The organism is Aeromonas sp. FL131 (assembly GCF_049860615.1).
Taxonomy (GTDB): Bacteria; Pseudomonadota; Gammaproteobacteria; order Enterobacterales; family Aeromonadaceae; genus Aeromonas; species Aeromonas hydrophila.
On the sequence record NZ_CP187595.1, the window covers coordinates 4,383,936 to 4,400,578 of the forward strand.

The following is a 16,643-nucleotide window of genomic DNA, read 5'->3' on the forward strand; positions in this document are numbered from 1 at the left end:
GTCAGTCATGCATTCGGCCCATGGCGTGGCTTGCACGCAGCACCTCCGGTATTGCCACACCAGTCACGGCACACCTTACCGACCCAACAGAGGGCAGCATCGACGTCAAAGGCGCGCCGCCCGTAGCCTTCCTCGAGAAGCGCTTCCGGAAGGTACTCATCATACTTTTCGATCTCTTTTTCTGGCACCAATGCAGCCAGTTCGGTCGCGGAGGGAAGTTGGCCATCTAGCAAAGACAGTAAGTCATTACGCACCTGCTTAGCATCGGCCTTTTCTATCTCAATGACACCAGCAAAGGCGCAGGCCTGATAGCCCTGCCGGGTGAGCAGAGCCACCAATGTGTTCACCACCTTGTCGCCAAGCCATGGAAACACGTAAACATACTGCCCTTGCTGAACCACTGGCTCGCTATCAATATTCAGGTCATTGAATAAACCCAGTCCCTCGGCAAACAGATCCCTAGCCATGTCATCCAAGAAATCCATCTTGCTCCCCCCTGCGGCGATTCGATAATCGCCGTCACGGTAGATACTGAACATCTCCTGGCGCACCACGTCATGGATGCCCATCCCGGAACCGCCAAACTTGGGTGGCTCGCCGCCTTTAGCTCGTTCGACGTTAATCACCTTCTTGTCTGTATCTATGTCGACAACTTTCCAGCGCTTGCCGCCAAAGACGATGTGTTGGTCAACCAGAATCATCGTGTCGATCGGCAGCGTGCCCAGCGTCTTACCGCTGGCAACAACGCGAAATTCCTCGGGAGTTTTGAATACCGCGTAAAAGGTATAGTGGCTCACCAGCCGCTCCCCCTGAAGCCCTAACACCAACTCGCCGCTGGACAACTGGGTCAGGAGTTCATCCTTGCCCATCTGGGTCAGGAGCTGTTTGAAGTGATCAACTGTGACTTGCTGAAAAGGGCCGGTCTGGCAAAGCGTTCGATACAACTGATTAGCACGAACGCCGCCCCACTGAGCTGTTACCGCTAGCACCTGATGCAACAGGGTTGAGAAATGAAACTGCTCTGTGTCTGCTGGCTCAAACCATTTTCCTGCAACCAGCAATCGGATCATTGCTATGGACTGCAGCAACTCCATCCGTAGCTTATCAACAAGGCTGGAGTTGGGATGTAGCTCATCCTCCGCAATCAGCATGCGTAGGATTGCAGGGCCTCCTCGACGCCCTGACCTCCCCAGACGCTGTCGCAGACTTGAAACCGTATGCGGAGCTGTGACCTGAACCACAGAGTTCACCTTGCCTATATCGATCCCCAATTCCAGAGTCATGGTGCATACCGCCGTCGTGGGTAGCGTCTCTTTTTGTAGGCGCGCCTCGAGGGTTTCTCTGGCTTCCTTGGACAGAGACCCGTGGTGTGGGAAAAACTCATTGGGCACGGCCTGAGCCTCACAAAGATCACTTAGTTTGGCTGCCAGGCTTTCGGTGCGTTTGCGACTGTTGGCAAAGACCAAGTGCGACCCGCCACGGCAAACTCGATACAGCTCCTCACAGATCGCGTCTTCGGCACTGCAGGGTACCTCGTCTCCCGGCTTCGGAGCCTCCAGTATGAGAGGATCCCGGTAACCTTTAACTACCATTTTCAATTCAGCTTCGGAGTGCGTGCTGCAGATCGTGGCACACGATAGCCCTTTATCTGGGCGCAGTGAGGCGGGTACGCTTTCTAGGTTGCCGAGGGTAGCACTTAATGCTGCTCGGGGTATGGGATTGCCGTGCCGGCCAATCAGGTGCTCAAGGCGATTAAGCAGTGACAGCAGGTGCTGGCCGCGTTCGGTACCGATGAACGCATGGAACTCGTCAATCACTATGTACTGCAGCAAGCCGAAAGCCTGCTTGACCCATCCAGGCTCTCTAACCAGCAACGACTCCAGAGATTCAGGAGTAATCAGCAATATGCCGGACGGAGATTTGCGAGCGGCCTTTTTTTTCGACTGAGCGCTATCCCCATGCCAAGGTGTGAGCTTCATATCCAGCATCTCGCACAAGCCTTCGAGTCTTCGATACTGGTCGTTAATTAGCGCCTTGAGGGGGCTGATGTAGAGGATGCCGAAACCACCTGTGGTATCGGCAATGGCTGAACAGGCCGGCAGGAAGAAGGCCTCCGTCTTACCTGCTGCCGTTGATGCACTGATCAGCACATCACAATCACCTGCAAGAATAGGCGGGATTGCCCGTTTCTGTATCTCGCGGAGATCCGACCACCCCTGTTTAAAGATCCACTTCTGAACCAAGGGGTGAAGCTGGTGGTAGACCGCGTTCATAGCGTGAAATTAGCTAGATCACCGTCCGCCCCATCGGAACCCTCTTCGGCTTCCTCAAAGTCGCTCGGCAGGTCCTTTTCGATCTCAACGGTACCGACCAAACCATTCCAGTCCAATTGAGGGTTTTGCTCCAGCAGCGACAGCATATCCAAAAAGGCCTTGATGGTATTACGAGGCGTTCGGAAGTAAGCGTCGCCGATTGTCAGGCTGCAATGCTGGAGGAATGCATGTAGCGCCTCATCGGGCACTAGGTAAGCCTCAGGGTCACCGCTAGCAAACACATGCCGCAAGTTCTTCAGCAATATGTATAACTCTTCGGGGGTCAGGTTATTCAGGTGCAGTGATGGCGAGGAGTAATCCACTAAGCCCGTACGCTGGGCAAAGCTGTTTTCCGCCAAACGGGATTGCAATGCTTCGTAGCTATACAGGCCCTTGCGCGGATCTAGCAAGAATTCAGGAGTCCCACCAAGTAGGAACCCTAAATGCTCGGCGGAGCCCTGCAGGCAGTCGTTCAGAATGCGCAGGATCTGCTCATAATTTGAGGTGCGCGCCTGACTGCTGTTGAGCTTGTATAGGTTCACCATCTCATCGAGGTTGACTAGCAAGCCGCTGTAACCAGCTTGACGAACAAACAGGCTCATCAGCTTCAAAGCATCATAGAACGAGCTATCCGAGATAATCGTCCGCACACCTAGGTCATGACGGGCATCGGTTTTGGTGCTGTACTCAGCGCGCAACCAACGGATCGCGTTACTTTTCAGTGCGTCATTGCCTTGCTCGTGTCCATTCCAATACGCTTCGATCACCTTCGCAAAGTCATAGCCTCCGACCATCTCGGTTAGCTCGGCCAGCTTGTCGTGAATAATCGTTGTCACGCCGACTTCACGCGCGTCGGCGTCCTTGCGGGCCTGGGTGATGAACTTCTCTACCACGCTCGTGAGCGCATTGCCGTCCGGCTTGTTACGCGTTGCCAGATTACGCATCAGCTCAGAGTACAGATTACGGGCCTGGCCGGCCACCGCATGAATGCGACGATCGGGGGAGAGGTCGGCATTGACGGTCACCAGTTTTCTCTCCAGCGCGATAGCTCGCACTACGCTGAGGAAGAAGGTCTTACCCGAGCCGTACTCTCCAATTATCAGGCGAAACGCCGAGCCCCCTTCTACTACACGATCGATATCCTGTAGCAGGGCTCTTATTTCGTTTGAACGCCCAACCTGAATGTGCTGAATGCCAACCTTGGGGGTAACGCCAGATTTCAGCGATTGAATAATGGCGTCTCGCTCTTTGATGCGAATGCGTTTAACTGTCATGGCGCTAACCTGCTTTTAGTTCGTTGGCAATTTCCAGGTCGATATAGATGTCTTCGTCATCGTCAATAACTGGGGCGTCGACCTGCTCGTAAGCCCAGTCATTAATAGTCTCAATTGAGCCATCTAGCATGAGCTTCAATGACTCGCATGCAGCCAGTACATCCTTGCGATCCCAGCGCTCCTTAGTGATCAGCTGCTCGAACAAGGAATTGTGTGCTTGATCCAATCCGCCCGTGTCAGCTGCAATAGGCTCCCCCTCAGCGATGACGTGCTGCTCCTCAGGCGTATCGTCAACAAAGATGGTTCCTAGGAGGCTTTGCACACTCTCGGTCTCAGAAGCATGAAGCGCCAAGAGCTCATCATTAAGAGCGAAGCCTGGTTTCTGTGTTGTCGTCTTACTGGTGGGGGTTGCAGACGCAGGTGCACCCTTGCTGGAGGTGAACTTGTGTACATCCGCCGTAACCTGCGTTTTATCAAAGCCCAGAGCGGTATAGAGTTTCTCAAGCTGCTTGATCTCGTCAGGAGTCACCTTGCCATCAGCAAAAGCAACTCTCACGAGAATGTGTCGCACGACATCTTTCTCAGCATCTCCAAGAGCGCCGACTCTTTCCTTCAGGCCTGTCATGTTGGCTGGAGTATTCAAGCGCCAGTGCAGATAGGCGTGTAGTGAGCGTTTTTCGATTGGAGACAAGTGCGTGTCATGATCGATCAGAATTTGGAGCGTGTTTAGCTCAGCGCTATCTACATGGCTGTCGACAGCCGCAACCATTGCCCCAAGGCGGAGCGTCATGCTCGTCTCATTAAAGGCTTGGGATGGCTCAAAGTTCGGCCCATGCCCCTCTGGAAACAGCACTATGTCGCCATCAACAGCGGGCTTTGCATGGTGATAGCGAGGATCTGGGGCAACACCAAAGCCTGCTTTAGCTTCCAGTGTCGTTATGAGTTCCATTTCTTTTTTGTTGAAACGTTCAGGCGGCTCTAAGCCTATCTGCCTCCAAAGGTCAGCCAAGCGAACCAAGCCTTTTGATGGCCCCGCGAGTTGTTCGTCAACCCAGCTCTTAAACCGTTTTAGGACCGGATGTGTTTGGACGCTAAGGAGGGCGTCTGGCAGCAGAAGCATCGCTTCGATATCGTCAGCTGACGCTCCCTTCTTACCGAGATAGCGACTGTAAGCAGACAGCAATTCGGTGGACGTATCTGCAATCGCGATCATTTTCTTGACTGGTGCTTTCAGAACACTGGGGTCGGGCAGGCCTGGCTGCTCCAGCGAAAATCCGCGCAGGCTTGCGCTGGCGGGATAGTAGTGGAGAGTCAATCGCGTTTTGTTCGATTTGACAATCATGCCGTCCCCAAACTGATCGGCATACTGTAGCTTAAATAGGGTGGCAAACTGCTCAGCGCATCGGCGCGCGGGTGTCCGAAGCGTGTACTCCTGACTGTTCTTGATCCATGTCAGTGCAAGATGAGCAGGTATCGGTTCGCCCTTGGATACCCGAGTAGCCAGTTGGTAGCGAAACAGCAATGAGTCATGATGCTGCTCGTCCTGTTCCTCAAACGCAACCACGCCAGGCCGCATGAGAGCCATCAGCTCCATTAGACGGAGCGAGTAGCCGGCAAAGGACCTGTTCGACCCATAAATTGACCGCAGCCGCTGGAGTTCCTGGTATATCGATTTGAATTCTGCGTCTGTAACCCCCCCTTCCTTGGAATCAACGAGGATGCGCCGCTCTAGTCCGTAGAAATAGATAAATACATAGCCTAACGGTACATTGGGGTTCTCGCGCTCGCTTGCTAACCATGTCAGATACGCACCCCGCGAAGACTCAGAGAGGCGATTGAACGAAGGCCAGTAGCCCAGCGTTTCATCTTGATATAGCATGTCTGTGTCACGGTAGATCGGAAGACTGGAATCGACTAATGATGCTTCGACACCATATCCATCCAGATCCGGCAAACGACCGCCGAAGTAAAAAAAACCTCCGCAAATTTCATGCCCGGCCACAGATATGAGCTCTCCAGGGGTGATCCAGCACCCTTTGGTTTTGTTGTTGCTTTTGGTTTCTTGTCCGCCGTAAGACGTTGAGACAGATATAGTGAAGGTGGCCAACTCATCGTCATCAGGCTCGCTTCGCACTTGCACATCCCTTTTATTCAGCACTTCTTCGTTGCGTGGTTCCTGGCTCTGTTTATTGGGTGGCGTCTTCTTGTTGGCTCTACTGAACAAGGCGTAACAACCCCAGACAACAAAGATGATGATGATCAATTCCATTTGATTCGCCTTTACTTGTGCTGTGGAAGTACCTGATGTTCTTATTTTTTTGTCCAATGATAGGCTCAATATCATGGGATAGAAAGTGACAACGCCTCGGCTCGGCCTGTTGAAACAGGGGGTGCACGGCGTCCTCCGACAGAAAAGCCATTACAGTACTCCTTATTCTTCAACGGACTCCACGTCCGGTGCTGCTGCTTGCTTATCGTTGCCTTCCGGAAGCCTAGAGATAGGGTTCGCTGAGTTCCACCATGTATTGAAGGTGAGCCTTAATGCCAGCCACCACGCATAAATAGCGAAGGGTGAGTTGCATCCATCCTCGTCGAGCAGCCCATGGGCCAACTCGTTACGCAAATTGGGGCCGAAGGCATTACAGAACAGCGACTCGAGCTCAAAGGCGAGATCCTTGCCGAATACCTGTTTGGCCTCTGGCAAGTCCAGCAATGTGCTCATTCCGTTTTCGTTCTGGATACCATCTTTGTCGAGGTTCGTGGTCTTGGCTCCTGCCTGCTTGAGATGCTCGCGCACCAAGTGCTCGATCTGCGGAATCAGCAAATGCAGCGCTGTAACGAAATCACGCTCGTAACCGGCAAACAGTGCCTTACCGAAAAGACCAGCCCGCTCTTTGGGCACGATGGGTGAGTGGCGGGCCAATTCGATGAAATCGGCCTCCCGCAACCGATGTTCAAGCAAAAGCACTTCCAAGGCTGGCCAGATGTCGCCTTGCACCACAATACTAACCAGGATGCCGTAGTCACGGATCATCTCAGCGCGGATCGCAATTTCGTCGTCTGCCGTCAGTTCTTCTCCGCCAAGGCTCATCGCAGGGCGCTTGGCAATGACCCGCCCATCACGACTCATCACGGTCGCAGAAAACAGTGATTGCAAGGGATACTGACGCATTCTTTCCTGCGCTCTATTGCGCAGTTCTTCTGCGTTGACACCACGATGCAGATTCGCAAATGCGAGCAATGCATGTTGTGCAGATTTTCCGGTGACGGACTTCCTCGCGTTTTCGACGAGCTGGGTGATATCGACACCGGACGTTTGAATGAGTCTCATCTCTCCCAGAGCTCTCTCTCCAGAATCGTTCAAGTGGGCTCGCAACTCGGCAATTCGCTCATCAACCTGATGCGTAGAGCGCTCGGCTCTGGGAACCGTTCGGTACGTCTGGATGGCATTCTCGTAAAAGCTCGCGGCCACCATGTGACTCAGGCTTTCCGATGTGGAGCGTGCAACGGCTTCTTTTACCCAACCTTCGGCGACCGCCACCGTCATTTCTGCCGCTTTGACCTCGTCAGGAATGGCCTTATGCCATTCGGTAGCAACAGAAAAATACTCCCGCGCCCTATGCAGATCACCTTCACAATCAAATTCGCGGGCCAAAACTTCTAGCTTCCTTGCCACATCGGCTCGGTTCGCCCGCCCCAAACCATTCGACTTCAGAAGGTCGGCAAGCCAAAGCCCAAGGAAACCGTCGTCCCGGGTCGCTGCGTTAAAAGCAGTGACAATTGACGCCTCCATTTGCTGGAGCCTATCTCCAGCACCACTTTTGAGCATCCGCGCCAGACTGATGGCACGTGGCCAACAGTCACGCCCTCCATGTATCCAGGTATCTGTGTCTAGTGGAAGGCAGCGGTAGGCGTCGATGGCCTTTAGAGCGAATGAAGTGTTACGAGGCTTGCCCTTCAACCAGACCAAATCGCTGAGTCGCGCCTTCAGCCAGTCGTCGTTCACCAGATCGACGATCGCGGCAAAGAACAGAATGTCGGAATCAGGCATGTCATCCGGGATGACCGACCGGCGGTCATGGAAAACAGCAAAAGGCTTAAAGGGTTCATTCGGGCTCGACGGTGAAAGCATCATAGAACAGGCATCTGCAAGCAGCCATAAGACCTTGCCGTGTTCAATTCGCCCTTGCTCAATGGTACTGCGCGCAGCAGCCGACAGTGCCTGCCACATCGACGAATATCCTTCGCGGGTAGCTTGGGCAATCGCATCCTTCCAGCCTGACGCCGTAAAGTCCTGAACTGAAATAGCCAATTCCAGCGGATAGCGTTCGTTGTTCATTAGTCGCCACCTTTGATCGACGCAACATTGAAAAGTTCAGCCTCGAAGCCGAGGTTCCCACCGTTGCCGTTCTTGCTGGTGACGTTGTGTGCCATCTTGTTCTTATCCTTTGGGTGATACCTTCGCTAATGGGGCTTGATACCCCGGAGCGAGCTTCGCATTCTCTACTCCGTACAGCGCCAGCGGTTCGCTGAGCCACAAGCGGAACTGTTCTTCTTTGAGGCTGTGATCGGGCGAGCAGTCCACGCTCCAGCGCAGCAACATATAGCCCGCCACCGCCGCGCGTACGCGCATCCGGATTGAGCCATCATTCATCCCATAGTCCATCCGGATGATCTCGGGTCGAGCCAGACGTGGATGGGGAACGAGTTCCAGCTCGACCATACGCGTCCACTGAATGTCGTTGACCTGGCTCTCGTTGGCCTTGGGTTCTTTCGCCGAGCAAGGTTGGCGCTTCTATGCGTGTGACTACGAAGTCGCGGAACTCGCTGCTCTTCCGATCAAAGGCTCGGATATGCCACCGTAAGCCGGTGTCTACCAGGACGAAGGGCACGATGATCCGTTCGGACTCACCCCCGCTCATCGAGTGGTAGCGAATGGCAACTGGTTTTTTGGCGTGGATTGCACGGCAGATCGGGGCAAGCACATTCATCTTGGGGTTGCTTAGCGCGGTGGGCGATTCGCAACGCCGTTCACCCAATCGCCGAAGCCCAGAGCAGATAGCAAGCACAGGGCAAGGCTCAAATCCTCGACACGCTGAGAGGGCGAGCTAACCATGCGCTCCGACCAAGAGAGAAGAAGGTTTAGCTGTGTATCTCATACGGCACCATAAATATAATCAAATTGATGACATGGTGTGCCGAAATTTGTACAACATCAAGATATTCAGGTCTCAAATGTAGACATAGATCATCTTGTTGTGAGCTCTTTCTATAGGTTTAGATTGACGTCATCCAACTATGAAACCTTGTCGCCCAGTGCTCTATCGACTTCTCAGGCAGCTTGCCCTTATCCACAGATTTGGTCTGTGGATGAGGGATGCCGGAATAACCATCCTTGCCACAAAGCGCTTTCAGCCGCTTACTTGGCCAATGCAATGATTTCTGGGTTAACTCTTCTTCCAATAACTTAAGCTGCTCCTGCCACCCCTGCTGCGACGTCAGCCTTAATAGCAGGGTTGAGAGGGAGCAAATCCCATCGGAGGTATCGACTTCGAGGATATGAAAGATGCGATTGTGCGACTCAACCTCAACGACGGCCAAGCATCTGGGATTGCCATCCAGAAGCAGGTGGCGATTACAACGGTAGAGCTTAGGTAGCTTGCGCAGTTGCTTGGATCTAATCACGCAACCATGGGCCGCCACCAACTCATCCAGCATCGATTGAAAGCAATCAAACTTATTGGCGTAGAGATGCAGATCATCGGTTTCGTCCGATTCAGCTGTCCACTCTGCGCTGGGCAGAATCCCTCCTGCAACTGACTCTTCAGTGCTGACATCCTCTGATGCTTGGGAGCCCACCTCATCATCGGCCTTGCCATTGGCACCTTCTTGCTTCTTCTCGGCTACCTTACGCGTATTGAATGCCTTAGAAAACTCAAACACGACAGATGGAGCCCGCAATAAAACAGGCGTGGTATCCGCATTGGCATCCGCCCCATCATGCACCGAGTGAATTGGTGGGCGTTCAGCGACCAAGCGTACTGCACCGTCCCCTTCACCTCGCACATACTCCCGCAACTTGGGATGGAAAAATTCCACTTCACTTGGGATATCTGCCTGTATATTTCGCAGACTGGCCACCTCGTAAACCAGCATGCTTTTGGCTTCTTTATCGAATCGCCCTCGGATTTCAAAAGAGACCGATGGTAAAGGTGGAGGAGTAAACTCAAACTCCCATTGCCGATATCCTCCCTTCTCATAGCCATTCAGCTTTTGACTGCGGCCTATGCTTTCGTAAGAAGCACGGGCATCAGGATCGATCAAAATCCAGCTCAACAAACGTCGCGACTCGAAGTCATCTAGAGACTTGAGCGGGTAGCTGGAGGAAGGCAATACATTCACCCGGACAACCTCGGCGCTGACGTGTTCAATCGAAAACTCACTTTTCAGATAATCAGGCTCAAGTGCTGAGCGAGATAGATAACCGTCGTGCAAGAAAAGTACACGAGCGAGCTCCAACTGGGGAAGATATATCTGTATGTCATTTGCAAGAAAACAAAAGCAGTGTTGGCGTTTGTCCATTGCGCGAATGGCAGAGGAAACCGGGTAATCTCCCAACCTCTTTCTTTGCCAAGTCTCAGTGCTGTCGATAGTTAAAGAGAGACGAAAACCAGCAGGCCTGTGCTCTTGGGTCGGATTCAACACACGTTTGCGAGCCAAGACGGGGATATTTGACACCCGTAGTGACCCAGCTTCCGCTTTGGGCACCAGATCAAGATTGACGCCCCACTGGGAATTATCAATCCGCCTGAACAGCGAGCCGATTGCCAAGATTGTTGTATCATCAGACACCTTGTCAAAGCGGATATCCTGCATTAGTCCTCCAAAACATCACTTAACAGCCGTTCTGACATCGAGGTTAACCGCTCATCGCTTAAGCCGGCTACACGCAAAAGTCGCCATCGTCGCAAGGTGCCTTCTTTTTGTACTAACAATCCAGAGGCAAAAGCCAAGCGACGCACTTGGTAGTCCGTAATATCTTCACAATATCGTTTAAAAAACAAGCGCGTAAGCGGCATTTTGCTCAATTTTTTCTCCACCATGGCGCCGGTAGGCAACCTCGACAGATACCAGCGCATCGATAGCCGAGGGGAGTCAAGACGCCACGTCTGTTCACTCAGGATCTTGAGTAACTGACGGCAAGTCACACGATCCCTCTTTGGCCAATCGACCCGGTGATTTTCTCTGGCACGACTTTGATAGTGTTGCCGGTTAAACTCCAGAAGCCAGCGTCGATCATGCCGATACAACCAGGCATATAACGCCTGATGAGAGAGGCGGGCCAGCTTAACACCATGACATTCCAGCAACTGCTGCCAGCTAGCTCGATATTCTACCAACTGGTCGCTCTTTTCCTCCTGAGGAACAGGATGGAGACCGTAAATTCCTGTTGGAATACTCTGCACTTCGTCCAGCACCGTCGCTATGTTCCAAGACTCAGGCAACAGGCTATCCAGGGCAACGATATGTTCCAGATAGCTGAAGGATTTTCGGTGCTTACGGAAGATAGCCTGCAGCCAACAACCTGATTCGTTATGAATAGCCAATCCTTGTTGCACTAACCAATCAGCCGGCCAACGGGATAATACACGCTCATGAATATCGCCCTGTTTTACCTGCTTCACCTTGGCACACCCGGACATGCTCGCTAGCTGGTTGTAAAATGAACTCCACTGGGAAAAGGACGGTGATGTTTTAGCCTGACGTTGCAACAGTGCATTTACTTGACGAGTAACCCGGATGACGTGATCGCGTCCGGCAGACTGGGGCACAGGTGGGCACAACAAGGGATTGGGAGCAATAAACTCATGGCGATGATAAGCATGCCGCTCAAGATTAGCCTCGGCTAGGGTGCCATGAAACAAGCAACAATCAGCCCCTATCACTTGCCATGAGCGCAGCCAGTAGTATTCACCTTGATGAAAACGCTGATTTTGCAGGCATTGCGGGCAATAGCGTAATGAAAGCGACTGTTTAACTCTGGATGCCACTATCCCGAGGATAAGGTGAATTGCTCCTTGAGATTCTCCTGCCATCTTCTCAAGGCAGAACTTCCGGCGATCCTCTGGTGTAAAAGGGGCATAGACAGGAAATAGCGTATGCATATAGGCAAGTCGTTCAACATCAAGGCCCATACTATCCGGCAATAACCGAGCCAAAGGTGCCAGATGATTAGGGAGATCAACCGTTGCAATGACATGCCGGTTGGCAAAAACCTCATCCAACAACTGCTTTGGGCTGGTTAGTCCCAAATGTATTCCGGCTCTGGCCACCAAGCTGTAAATCAGCTCATCTGGATAAGGAACCGGAAAGTTCAACATGGCTAGCCCATCCTTCTCAGCCAGGTATCCACATCGAAGGTGACCCCGGCTTTCTTGAATGCAGGATAGTGAGGGTTGTCCTTGCCACATTGGGAAAACTGGAAACGCAGATCGTCGGTGTGCAGCGTGTGCCACTCTTTTGGCTTGAGACGAGCGGGCCTGGGTTTTGCGTTATCTTGTGGCTTTGAGTCCGAGTTGTACCAATCAAGAACGATAGGCATCAGCTCTCTGACGGACAGATCCGGATATGTACTGAAGGCGCGATCAATTAACGGCACAATCAGCTCAGAATGGCAATCCATGCCAACGAGCAGGTTATGCAAGCGGATGGCCTGCTCATTGCCACCATATCGGTTATGATGAGAATCCAGAGCAACTCTGGCTTCATCAATCTTGGTGCTGAGAACTAGGATCTTTTTGTCTATATCCGGGATGCTCAGATCCGAATATCTGGCGATTAACTCAGGATCTTTGGAGCGTAACGCGGCCAACATGGCGTGTACCGGTTTGAGTTCATCCTCATAAACCTGCCGCAACAGCTGTGGAGTGATCCGTTCGATGCGGGTGGCAATAGCTCTCAACTGGGCCAGAACAAAGAGTTTTACCACTATGTCCAGCACCCCTTGGGACAGCTCGAACCAGCAATCCCGAACCTCATCGGACAAATTTTCATCCCGTTGTTGTAGCCACTGGTATTGCCACAGCTTATCGGTGAAGGCCATCCACTCTGTAGGCCTGGGCTGGTTGGTGGCAGGATCCACGCTAGGCTTGGTAGCCTGCATAGGCTCCCAAAGCAATGCGCCAAAACCGGCTCCACGCCTTGCCGATCTCAAGTCCATCTCAAAGATGGGTCTGGCCTTGGGGGTCCCCACCATGACAACAGGCAAGCCGATCACATTTACCAATGTCACGAAGAAATTTAGCATCTTCTCCACGCCACCGGAACGGCTCATACTCAGGTGCTGAATCTCATCAATGACCAGCACGCCAATCGCGTGGACATTAGCGATTTGGCTCATCAATGCCATCAGGGTCTCAACACTGTGGCGTTTAAGCGCATATTTGCGTTCATAGTCCGTATGCAGTACGGCATCAATAGCCCTGAAAAAGTGATGACACAGGCTTTTTAATGAGCCGTCATGAGGGCAATCCAGCTTCAAGTAGACAATCTGGGTAAAATTGTATTGCTCGTGGTAGAGCACTTGAGGATAAGTTGCCAAGATCCGGTTGATGGTGCTACTTTTTCCTGACCCAGAGCACCCAATCAACGACAGGCTACGGGCTGTCGATTTAACCTGCTCGAACCGAAAAACATCCAACTCACCAGACATAACCCGCTCATAACCATTTTGCAGTTGCACATTCAAAGATCCATCGCTCAGGTTGCGTCCAACATACCCCTGCCGGATCATGATGGATAACTTTGATTCCAGTTGTAAATGACGGCTTATCGGCTGAAAAAAGTCATCCAGCAACTGGGATATCACATGAACACGCCAAGGGCCATCGACATAGATATCCTTGGGATCAAACTTGATGGCGCCGCTCAACCCCTGTTTTATCTGCTGAGTAGTCATGATAGGTGGCAATGCCTCGATCAAGGGGTTGCCACGATACTGTTCAATGCCAGGGTCGTTGTAGACGGCCTTGGCCATGTTAGCTGGTAATACCATCTAGTCGTCCTTGAAGAGTTCGTCGATATAATCCGGATACTTATAGTCATCCGCACCTTTAGATAACGGTACCACAGTTGCTGGCTCACTTGATGGCTCAGATGTCGCAACAGATTTGGCGCGTTTTCTCTCTTTGTCCTTCTCCTTGGCTCGATTACCCCTGATGCCTGCAATGCGTTGGCGATCTGACACTACTGGGGCATCTTCGGCTTGAACTTGGGCTTCCGCTTGCCGTATTTTTGAGTTAATCAACTCATCGACTCTTCGCTTCTCACGATCAGCAACTAGCTTGCTCTCTGCCACAACAACCTTTTGCTGTCTCGTAATCAACCAGACATCCCAGAAAGAACAGCCACGGAACTCTCGAGAGCGCTCGGTCAATCCACAGGTCCAATATTCCGCACTGTTTTGCTGTGGCAGCAGATAGATAACATCTGCAACAGCTGGGTCATAGGCAACCTCTAATGATTCAGGCCTGGAAACATTCTTGCCCCTGTGCAACCACCCCATTTGTAGTATTTCTTGGCAAGTGTAATACACGCCAAATACGCAGAGCCCCAGAGGGGAGAGGGTAGCCTTCGTTCGAGGTAGCAAACTAACCTGCAGGGCATTTTCAGGAACCGTCCGTAACCGCCCTGACCTATTCTGCAATCCCCAATTCCATAACGATAATGGCGTTATAGGCAAATCGGCAGGCATATCGATGTCGCGATCATAGGTTTCCAACACATGATATCGATTGTGAAATAAGATGGCCGACAGAATGATCGATGTAAATTCGTGTATATTGAGCATCGCATCCAATCGGTAATCACTTCCTCCCCGTTTTTTTACCGTATTATCAGATACAACACCTGGAGCAAATGGTTTGAAAACCGCCTGTATGGTTCTGAAAAAACGCTCAACTATCCCTTTACAATCACCACGAAAAGGTGGTGCATTTTCTATCCGAACAGAAAAACTCTGCTCTAACGATTCGATCTGACACCCCAGCAATTCACCACGGTCAGCCAATATAGCATCTGGGATGCCCATGACAGGCCAATCAGACTCGTCAATATCAATATCGAGTTGCTGACATAATTTCACCTTGTCGGTCATGGCAATCGCTAAGGCTTGCATAGCTGCCACATAGGAAGGATTCTCAAAGCCTATATAAAAGCCAGCGACCATTCGACTAAACACATCAATGACCATATAAACTATTGGCCGGCCAACTATATTTTTACGATCACTATCTGAAACCAAGTAGATATCAGCGATAGTCGCATCAATCTCAAACCGGGAGCCTGGACCGAGAACATGCGTGTTCGCTGTTGCCTGCAACGGCCTGACATCCTTATTGTAATTAATCTTGCTGACCCTTTGTTTTAGTTTTTCAACTTGAGAGTAATCGCGTTTGAAGAAGTGCTTCATCTGCCAAATAGATGGGATCTCCGACTCTGCAACGTCAGGATAATAGTTATGATACATCCCTTTGAAACGGTTATGAGTCTCAATAAATGATTTACCATTTTTTATAAGATAGTGCTTTTCAATTGCTCTACGAAAGAGTCTCTCTATCTGTTCATCAATAACAGCGCCGACTCCTGAGCCAGTCTGTCTGGGGCGACCAAGCTTTCCGCCCTTTGACAATCTCTTTTTTCCCTTAGCACCGGAGTTCTCATAGTCAGGAAGAAGAGCATTGGGAGTTTGCCCACGTTGCCAATAACGGCGGATAAGCCGATAAAGTGTCTGTTTGGTTGATCCATGTGTTGCAATGATATGATTTACAGCCCTATTTCTTGCGCGGGGGAACATACATTCTGGGTTGGATATCAGTGGTTGAATAAGCTGATAATTTTTATCCCGTAATTCCCTAGCCTTAGTTCCATCATCCGGTTTGGCGTAATAAAGCCTGGCATAGGGATCTTCGATCCGTTGTAACACTTCGTTATCGATGGCATCCAACAATTCCTGACGAGAAACCACCGAAGGGAAAGCAGACTCATTGTCCAAGGCTATCAAGATAATTTCATCCGGCAACTCAGCCAAGATCCGGTAGGCAACACCATCAACGCTGATAACCTCATTGATTTGAAACATGTAACGCCTCCGAAATAGCCTCAATGTTCTCCAGTTGCAGATCACCGGCTTTTAACTTGGTTATTGGCGTCAATATGTCGAACAGAAAACAGCGTTGAGCCAGTAGCTGCCTAATCTCCAGCAGGGATTGCCCCATCGGCTGATGATAAGCAGTATCCAGCTGTTTAGCTACATCAATCACGCTTCTCTCCGGCGCACTCTGAAAGTGGTACTGATAAAACCCTGCGCGCTCTATCAGCACATCAACCGCTATCTCGTCCCGTTGTGCCGGATAAAGCCAACTGATGTTTTTTGTAACCACATTCGGAATGTCCTTCTCTGTGATCAACCACCAAGGCACTCCTTTTTGTAACCAATAGCGGCGTTCCAGCTCCAATTTCTCAATGGTTCTCGCATTACTCAGTGTCTCTGCGTACTTGGCTTGCAGTGCAAATTTTGGCCGGTTAGCGTTAGAGGTGTTGACGAGAAAGTCTGAGCTCATAACCTGCAGAACACCGCGAACGGCAGGGTGATCGATCTCGGACTCCAGCGCAAGAGCCTTGGTATCCTCCAAACGAAGAGGGAATTGCTCGCGAATATCTACAGTCGAAATATTCCATTCCAATAACAGGAATACAGCCAGTTCCAAATCCGACAGTAAGTGGTGGGTGCGTTGAGAATTATGACCAAAAACGCGGTGCGAGCGACCTTCAGATGGTAAATCCCTGACGGTTAACCATGGCTTGTAGTCGGAACCATGACCACCTCCTCGGCCCTCACGCAGCCACTTCTGACTCTGTAACTCCGTGTTAACGTTTTTTCTTCCCACCATAACAAAGCCGCCCCGCTATTGCTCATAGATTGAGCTTAGCTAGGGCGGCTAAGGTATGCAACTTTATTACTTGATATGATACTTTATTACTTGGTATGAATCTTTAT

At 51.3% G+C, this 16,643-nt stretch carries 11 protein-coding genes; all 11 read right to left on the reverse strand.

The features are described 5' to 3' along the window. Positions 1–5 precede the first annotated feature (5 nt). The 11 genes from ACPW75_RS20440 to ACPW75_RS20490 all read right to left on the reverse strand — a co-directional run bounded on the left by ACPW75_RS20440 (position 6) and on the right by ACPW75_RS20490 (position 16,536). Positions 6–2,273: a DEAD/DEAH box helicase gene (locus tag ACPW75_RS20440; protein ID WP_199770517.1), complete on the reverse strand. Its 2,268-nt coding sequence runs from the start codon at positions 2,271–2,273 to the stop codon at positions 6–8. Further along, the gene (locus ACPW75_RS20445; protein WP_104452073.1) at positions 2,270–3,586 is read right to left on the reverse strand and encodes an ATP-binding protein; all 1,317 of its coding nucleotides are present in this window, start codon (positions 3,584–3,586) and stop codon (positions 2,270–2,272) included. Before ACPW75_RS20445 ends, ACPW75_RS20440 begins: the two co-directional genes overlap by 4 nt. Before the next feature lie 4 nt (positions 3,587–3,590). Then, positions 3,591–5,855: a TerB N-terminal domain-containing protein gene (locus ACPW75_RS20450; protein ID WP_158656237.1), complete on the reverse strand. Its 2,265-nt coding sequence runs from the start codon at positions 5,853–5,855 to the stop codon at positions 3,591–3,593. Positions 5,856–6,017: 162 nt separating this feature from the next. After that, positions 6,018–7,925, reverse strand: a complete 1,908-nt coding sequence (locus ACPW75_RS20455; RefSeq protein WP_104452071.1) for a DUF4209 domain-containing protein — start codon at positions 7,923–7,925, stop codon at positions 6,018–6,020. A 102-nt stretch (positions 7,926–8,027) separates the two neighbouring features. Then, positions 8,028–8,309 (reverse strand): hypothetical protein, encoded by a 282-nt coding sequence (locus tag ACPW75_RS20460; protein WP_223915294.1) that lies wholly within the window; start codon positions 8,307–8,309, stop codon positions 8,028–8,030. After that, complete coding sequence (locus ACPW75_RS20465; protein ID WP_223915250.1) at positions 8,233–8,577, reverse strand: helix-turn-helix transcriptional regulator; 345 nt, start codon at positions 8,575–8,577, stop codon at positions 8,233–8,235. Before ACPW75_RS20465 ends, ACPW75_RS20460 begins: the two co-directional genes overlap by 77 nt. Positions 8,578–8,863: 286 nt before the next feature. Continuing rightward, a complete protein-coding gene (locus tag ACPW75_RS20470) occupies positions 8,864–10,462 on the reverse strand; it encodes a Tn7-like element transposition protein TnsE (protein ID WP_104452070.1) in 1,599 nt (532 codons plus the stop codon). After that, positions 10,462–11,967 (reverse strand): TnsD family Tn7-like transposition protein, encoded by a 1,506-nt coding sequence (locus ACPW75_RS20475; RefSeq protein ID WP_158656236.1) that lies wholly within the window; start codon positions 11,965–11,967, stop codon positions 10,462–10,464. The genes ACPW75_RS20470 and ACPW75_RS20475 overlap by 1 nt, the downstream gene beginning before the upstream one ends. A 2-nt stretch (positions 11,968–11,969) precedes the next feature. Then, positions 11,970–13,640 carry an AAA family ATPase gene (locus ACPW75_RS20480; RefSeq protein ID WP_104452069.1) on the reverse strand — a complete coding sequence of 557 codons (1,671 nt, stop codon included), beginning with the start codon at positions 13,638–13,640 and terminating at the stop codon, positions 11,970–11,972. After that, positions 13,641–15,725, reverse strand: a complete 2,085-nt coding sequence (locus ACPW75_RS20485) for a DDE-type integrase/transposase/recombinase (RefSeq protein ID WP_104452068.1) — start codon at positions 15,723–15,725, stop codon at positions 13,641–13,643. After that, positions 15,709–16,536, reverse strand: coding sequence for a TnsA endonuclease C-terminal domain-containing protein (locus tag ACPW75_RS20490; RefSeq protein ID WP_162847502.1), 828 nt, complete (start codon positions 16,534–16,536; stop codon positions 15,709–15,711). The genes ACPW75_RS20485 and ACPW75_RS20490 overlap by 17 nt, the downstream gene beginning before the upstream one ends. Positions 16,537–16,643: the final 107 nt, after the last annotated feature.

Bases quoted from the DNA above. Each gene is read 5' to 3' on its own strand.
- ACPW75_RS20465 (WP_223915250.1), bottom strand. From the start codon at position 8,577: ATGAATGTGCTTGCCCCGATCTGCCGTGCAATCCACGCCAAAAAACCA.
- ACPW75_RS20485 (WP_104452068.1), bottom strand. From the start codon at position 15,725: ATGTTTCAAATCAATGAGGTTATCAGCGTTGATGGTGTTGCCTACCGG.
- ACPW75_RS20440 (WP_199770517.1), bottom strand. From the start codon at position 2,273: ATGAACGCGGTCTACCACCAGCTTCACCCCTTGGTTCAGAAGTGGATC.
- ACPW75_RS20460 (WP_223915294.1), bottom strand. From the start codon at position 8,309: ATGGTCGAGCTGGAACTCGTTCCCCATCCACGTCTGGCTCGACCCGAG.
- ACPW75_RS20450 (WP_158656237.1), bottom strand. From the start codon at position 5,855: ATGGAATTGATCATCATCATCTTTGTTGTCTGGGGTTGTTACGCCTTG.
- ACPW75_RS20475 (WP_158656236.1), bottom strand. From the start codon at position 11,967: ATGTTGAACTTTCCGGTTCCTTATCCAGATGAGCTGATTTACAGCTTG.
- ACPW75_RS20470 (WP_104452070.1), bottom strand. From the start codon at position 10,462: ATGCAGGATATCCGCTTTGACAAGGTGTCTGATGATACAACAATCTTG.
- ACPW75_RS20490 (WP_162847502.1), bottom strand. From the start codon at position 16,536: ATGGTGGGAAGAAAAAACGTTAACACGGAGTTACAGAGTCAGAAGTGG.
- ACPW75_RS20480 (WP_104452069.1), bottom strand. From the start codon at position 13,640: ATGGTATTACCAGCTAACATGGCCAAGGCCGTCTACAACGACCCTGGC.
- ACPW75_RS20455 (WP_104452071.1), bottom strand. From the start codon at position 7,925: ATGAACAACGAACGCTATCCGCTGGAATTGGCTATTTCAGTTCAGGAC.
- ACPW75_RS20445 (WP_104452073.1), bottom strand. From the start codon at position 3,586: ATGACAGTTAAACGCATTCGCATCAAAGAGCGAGACGCCATTATTCAA.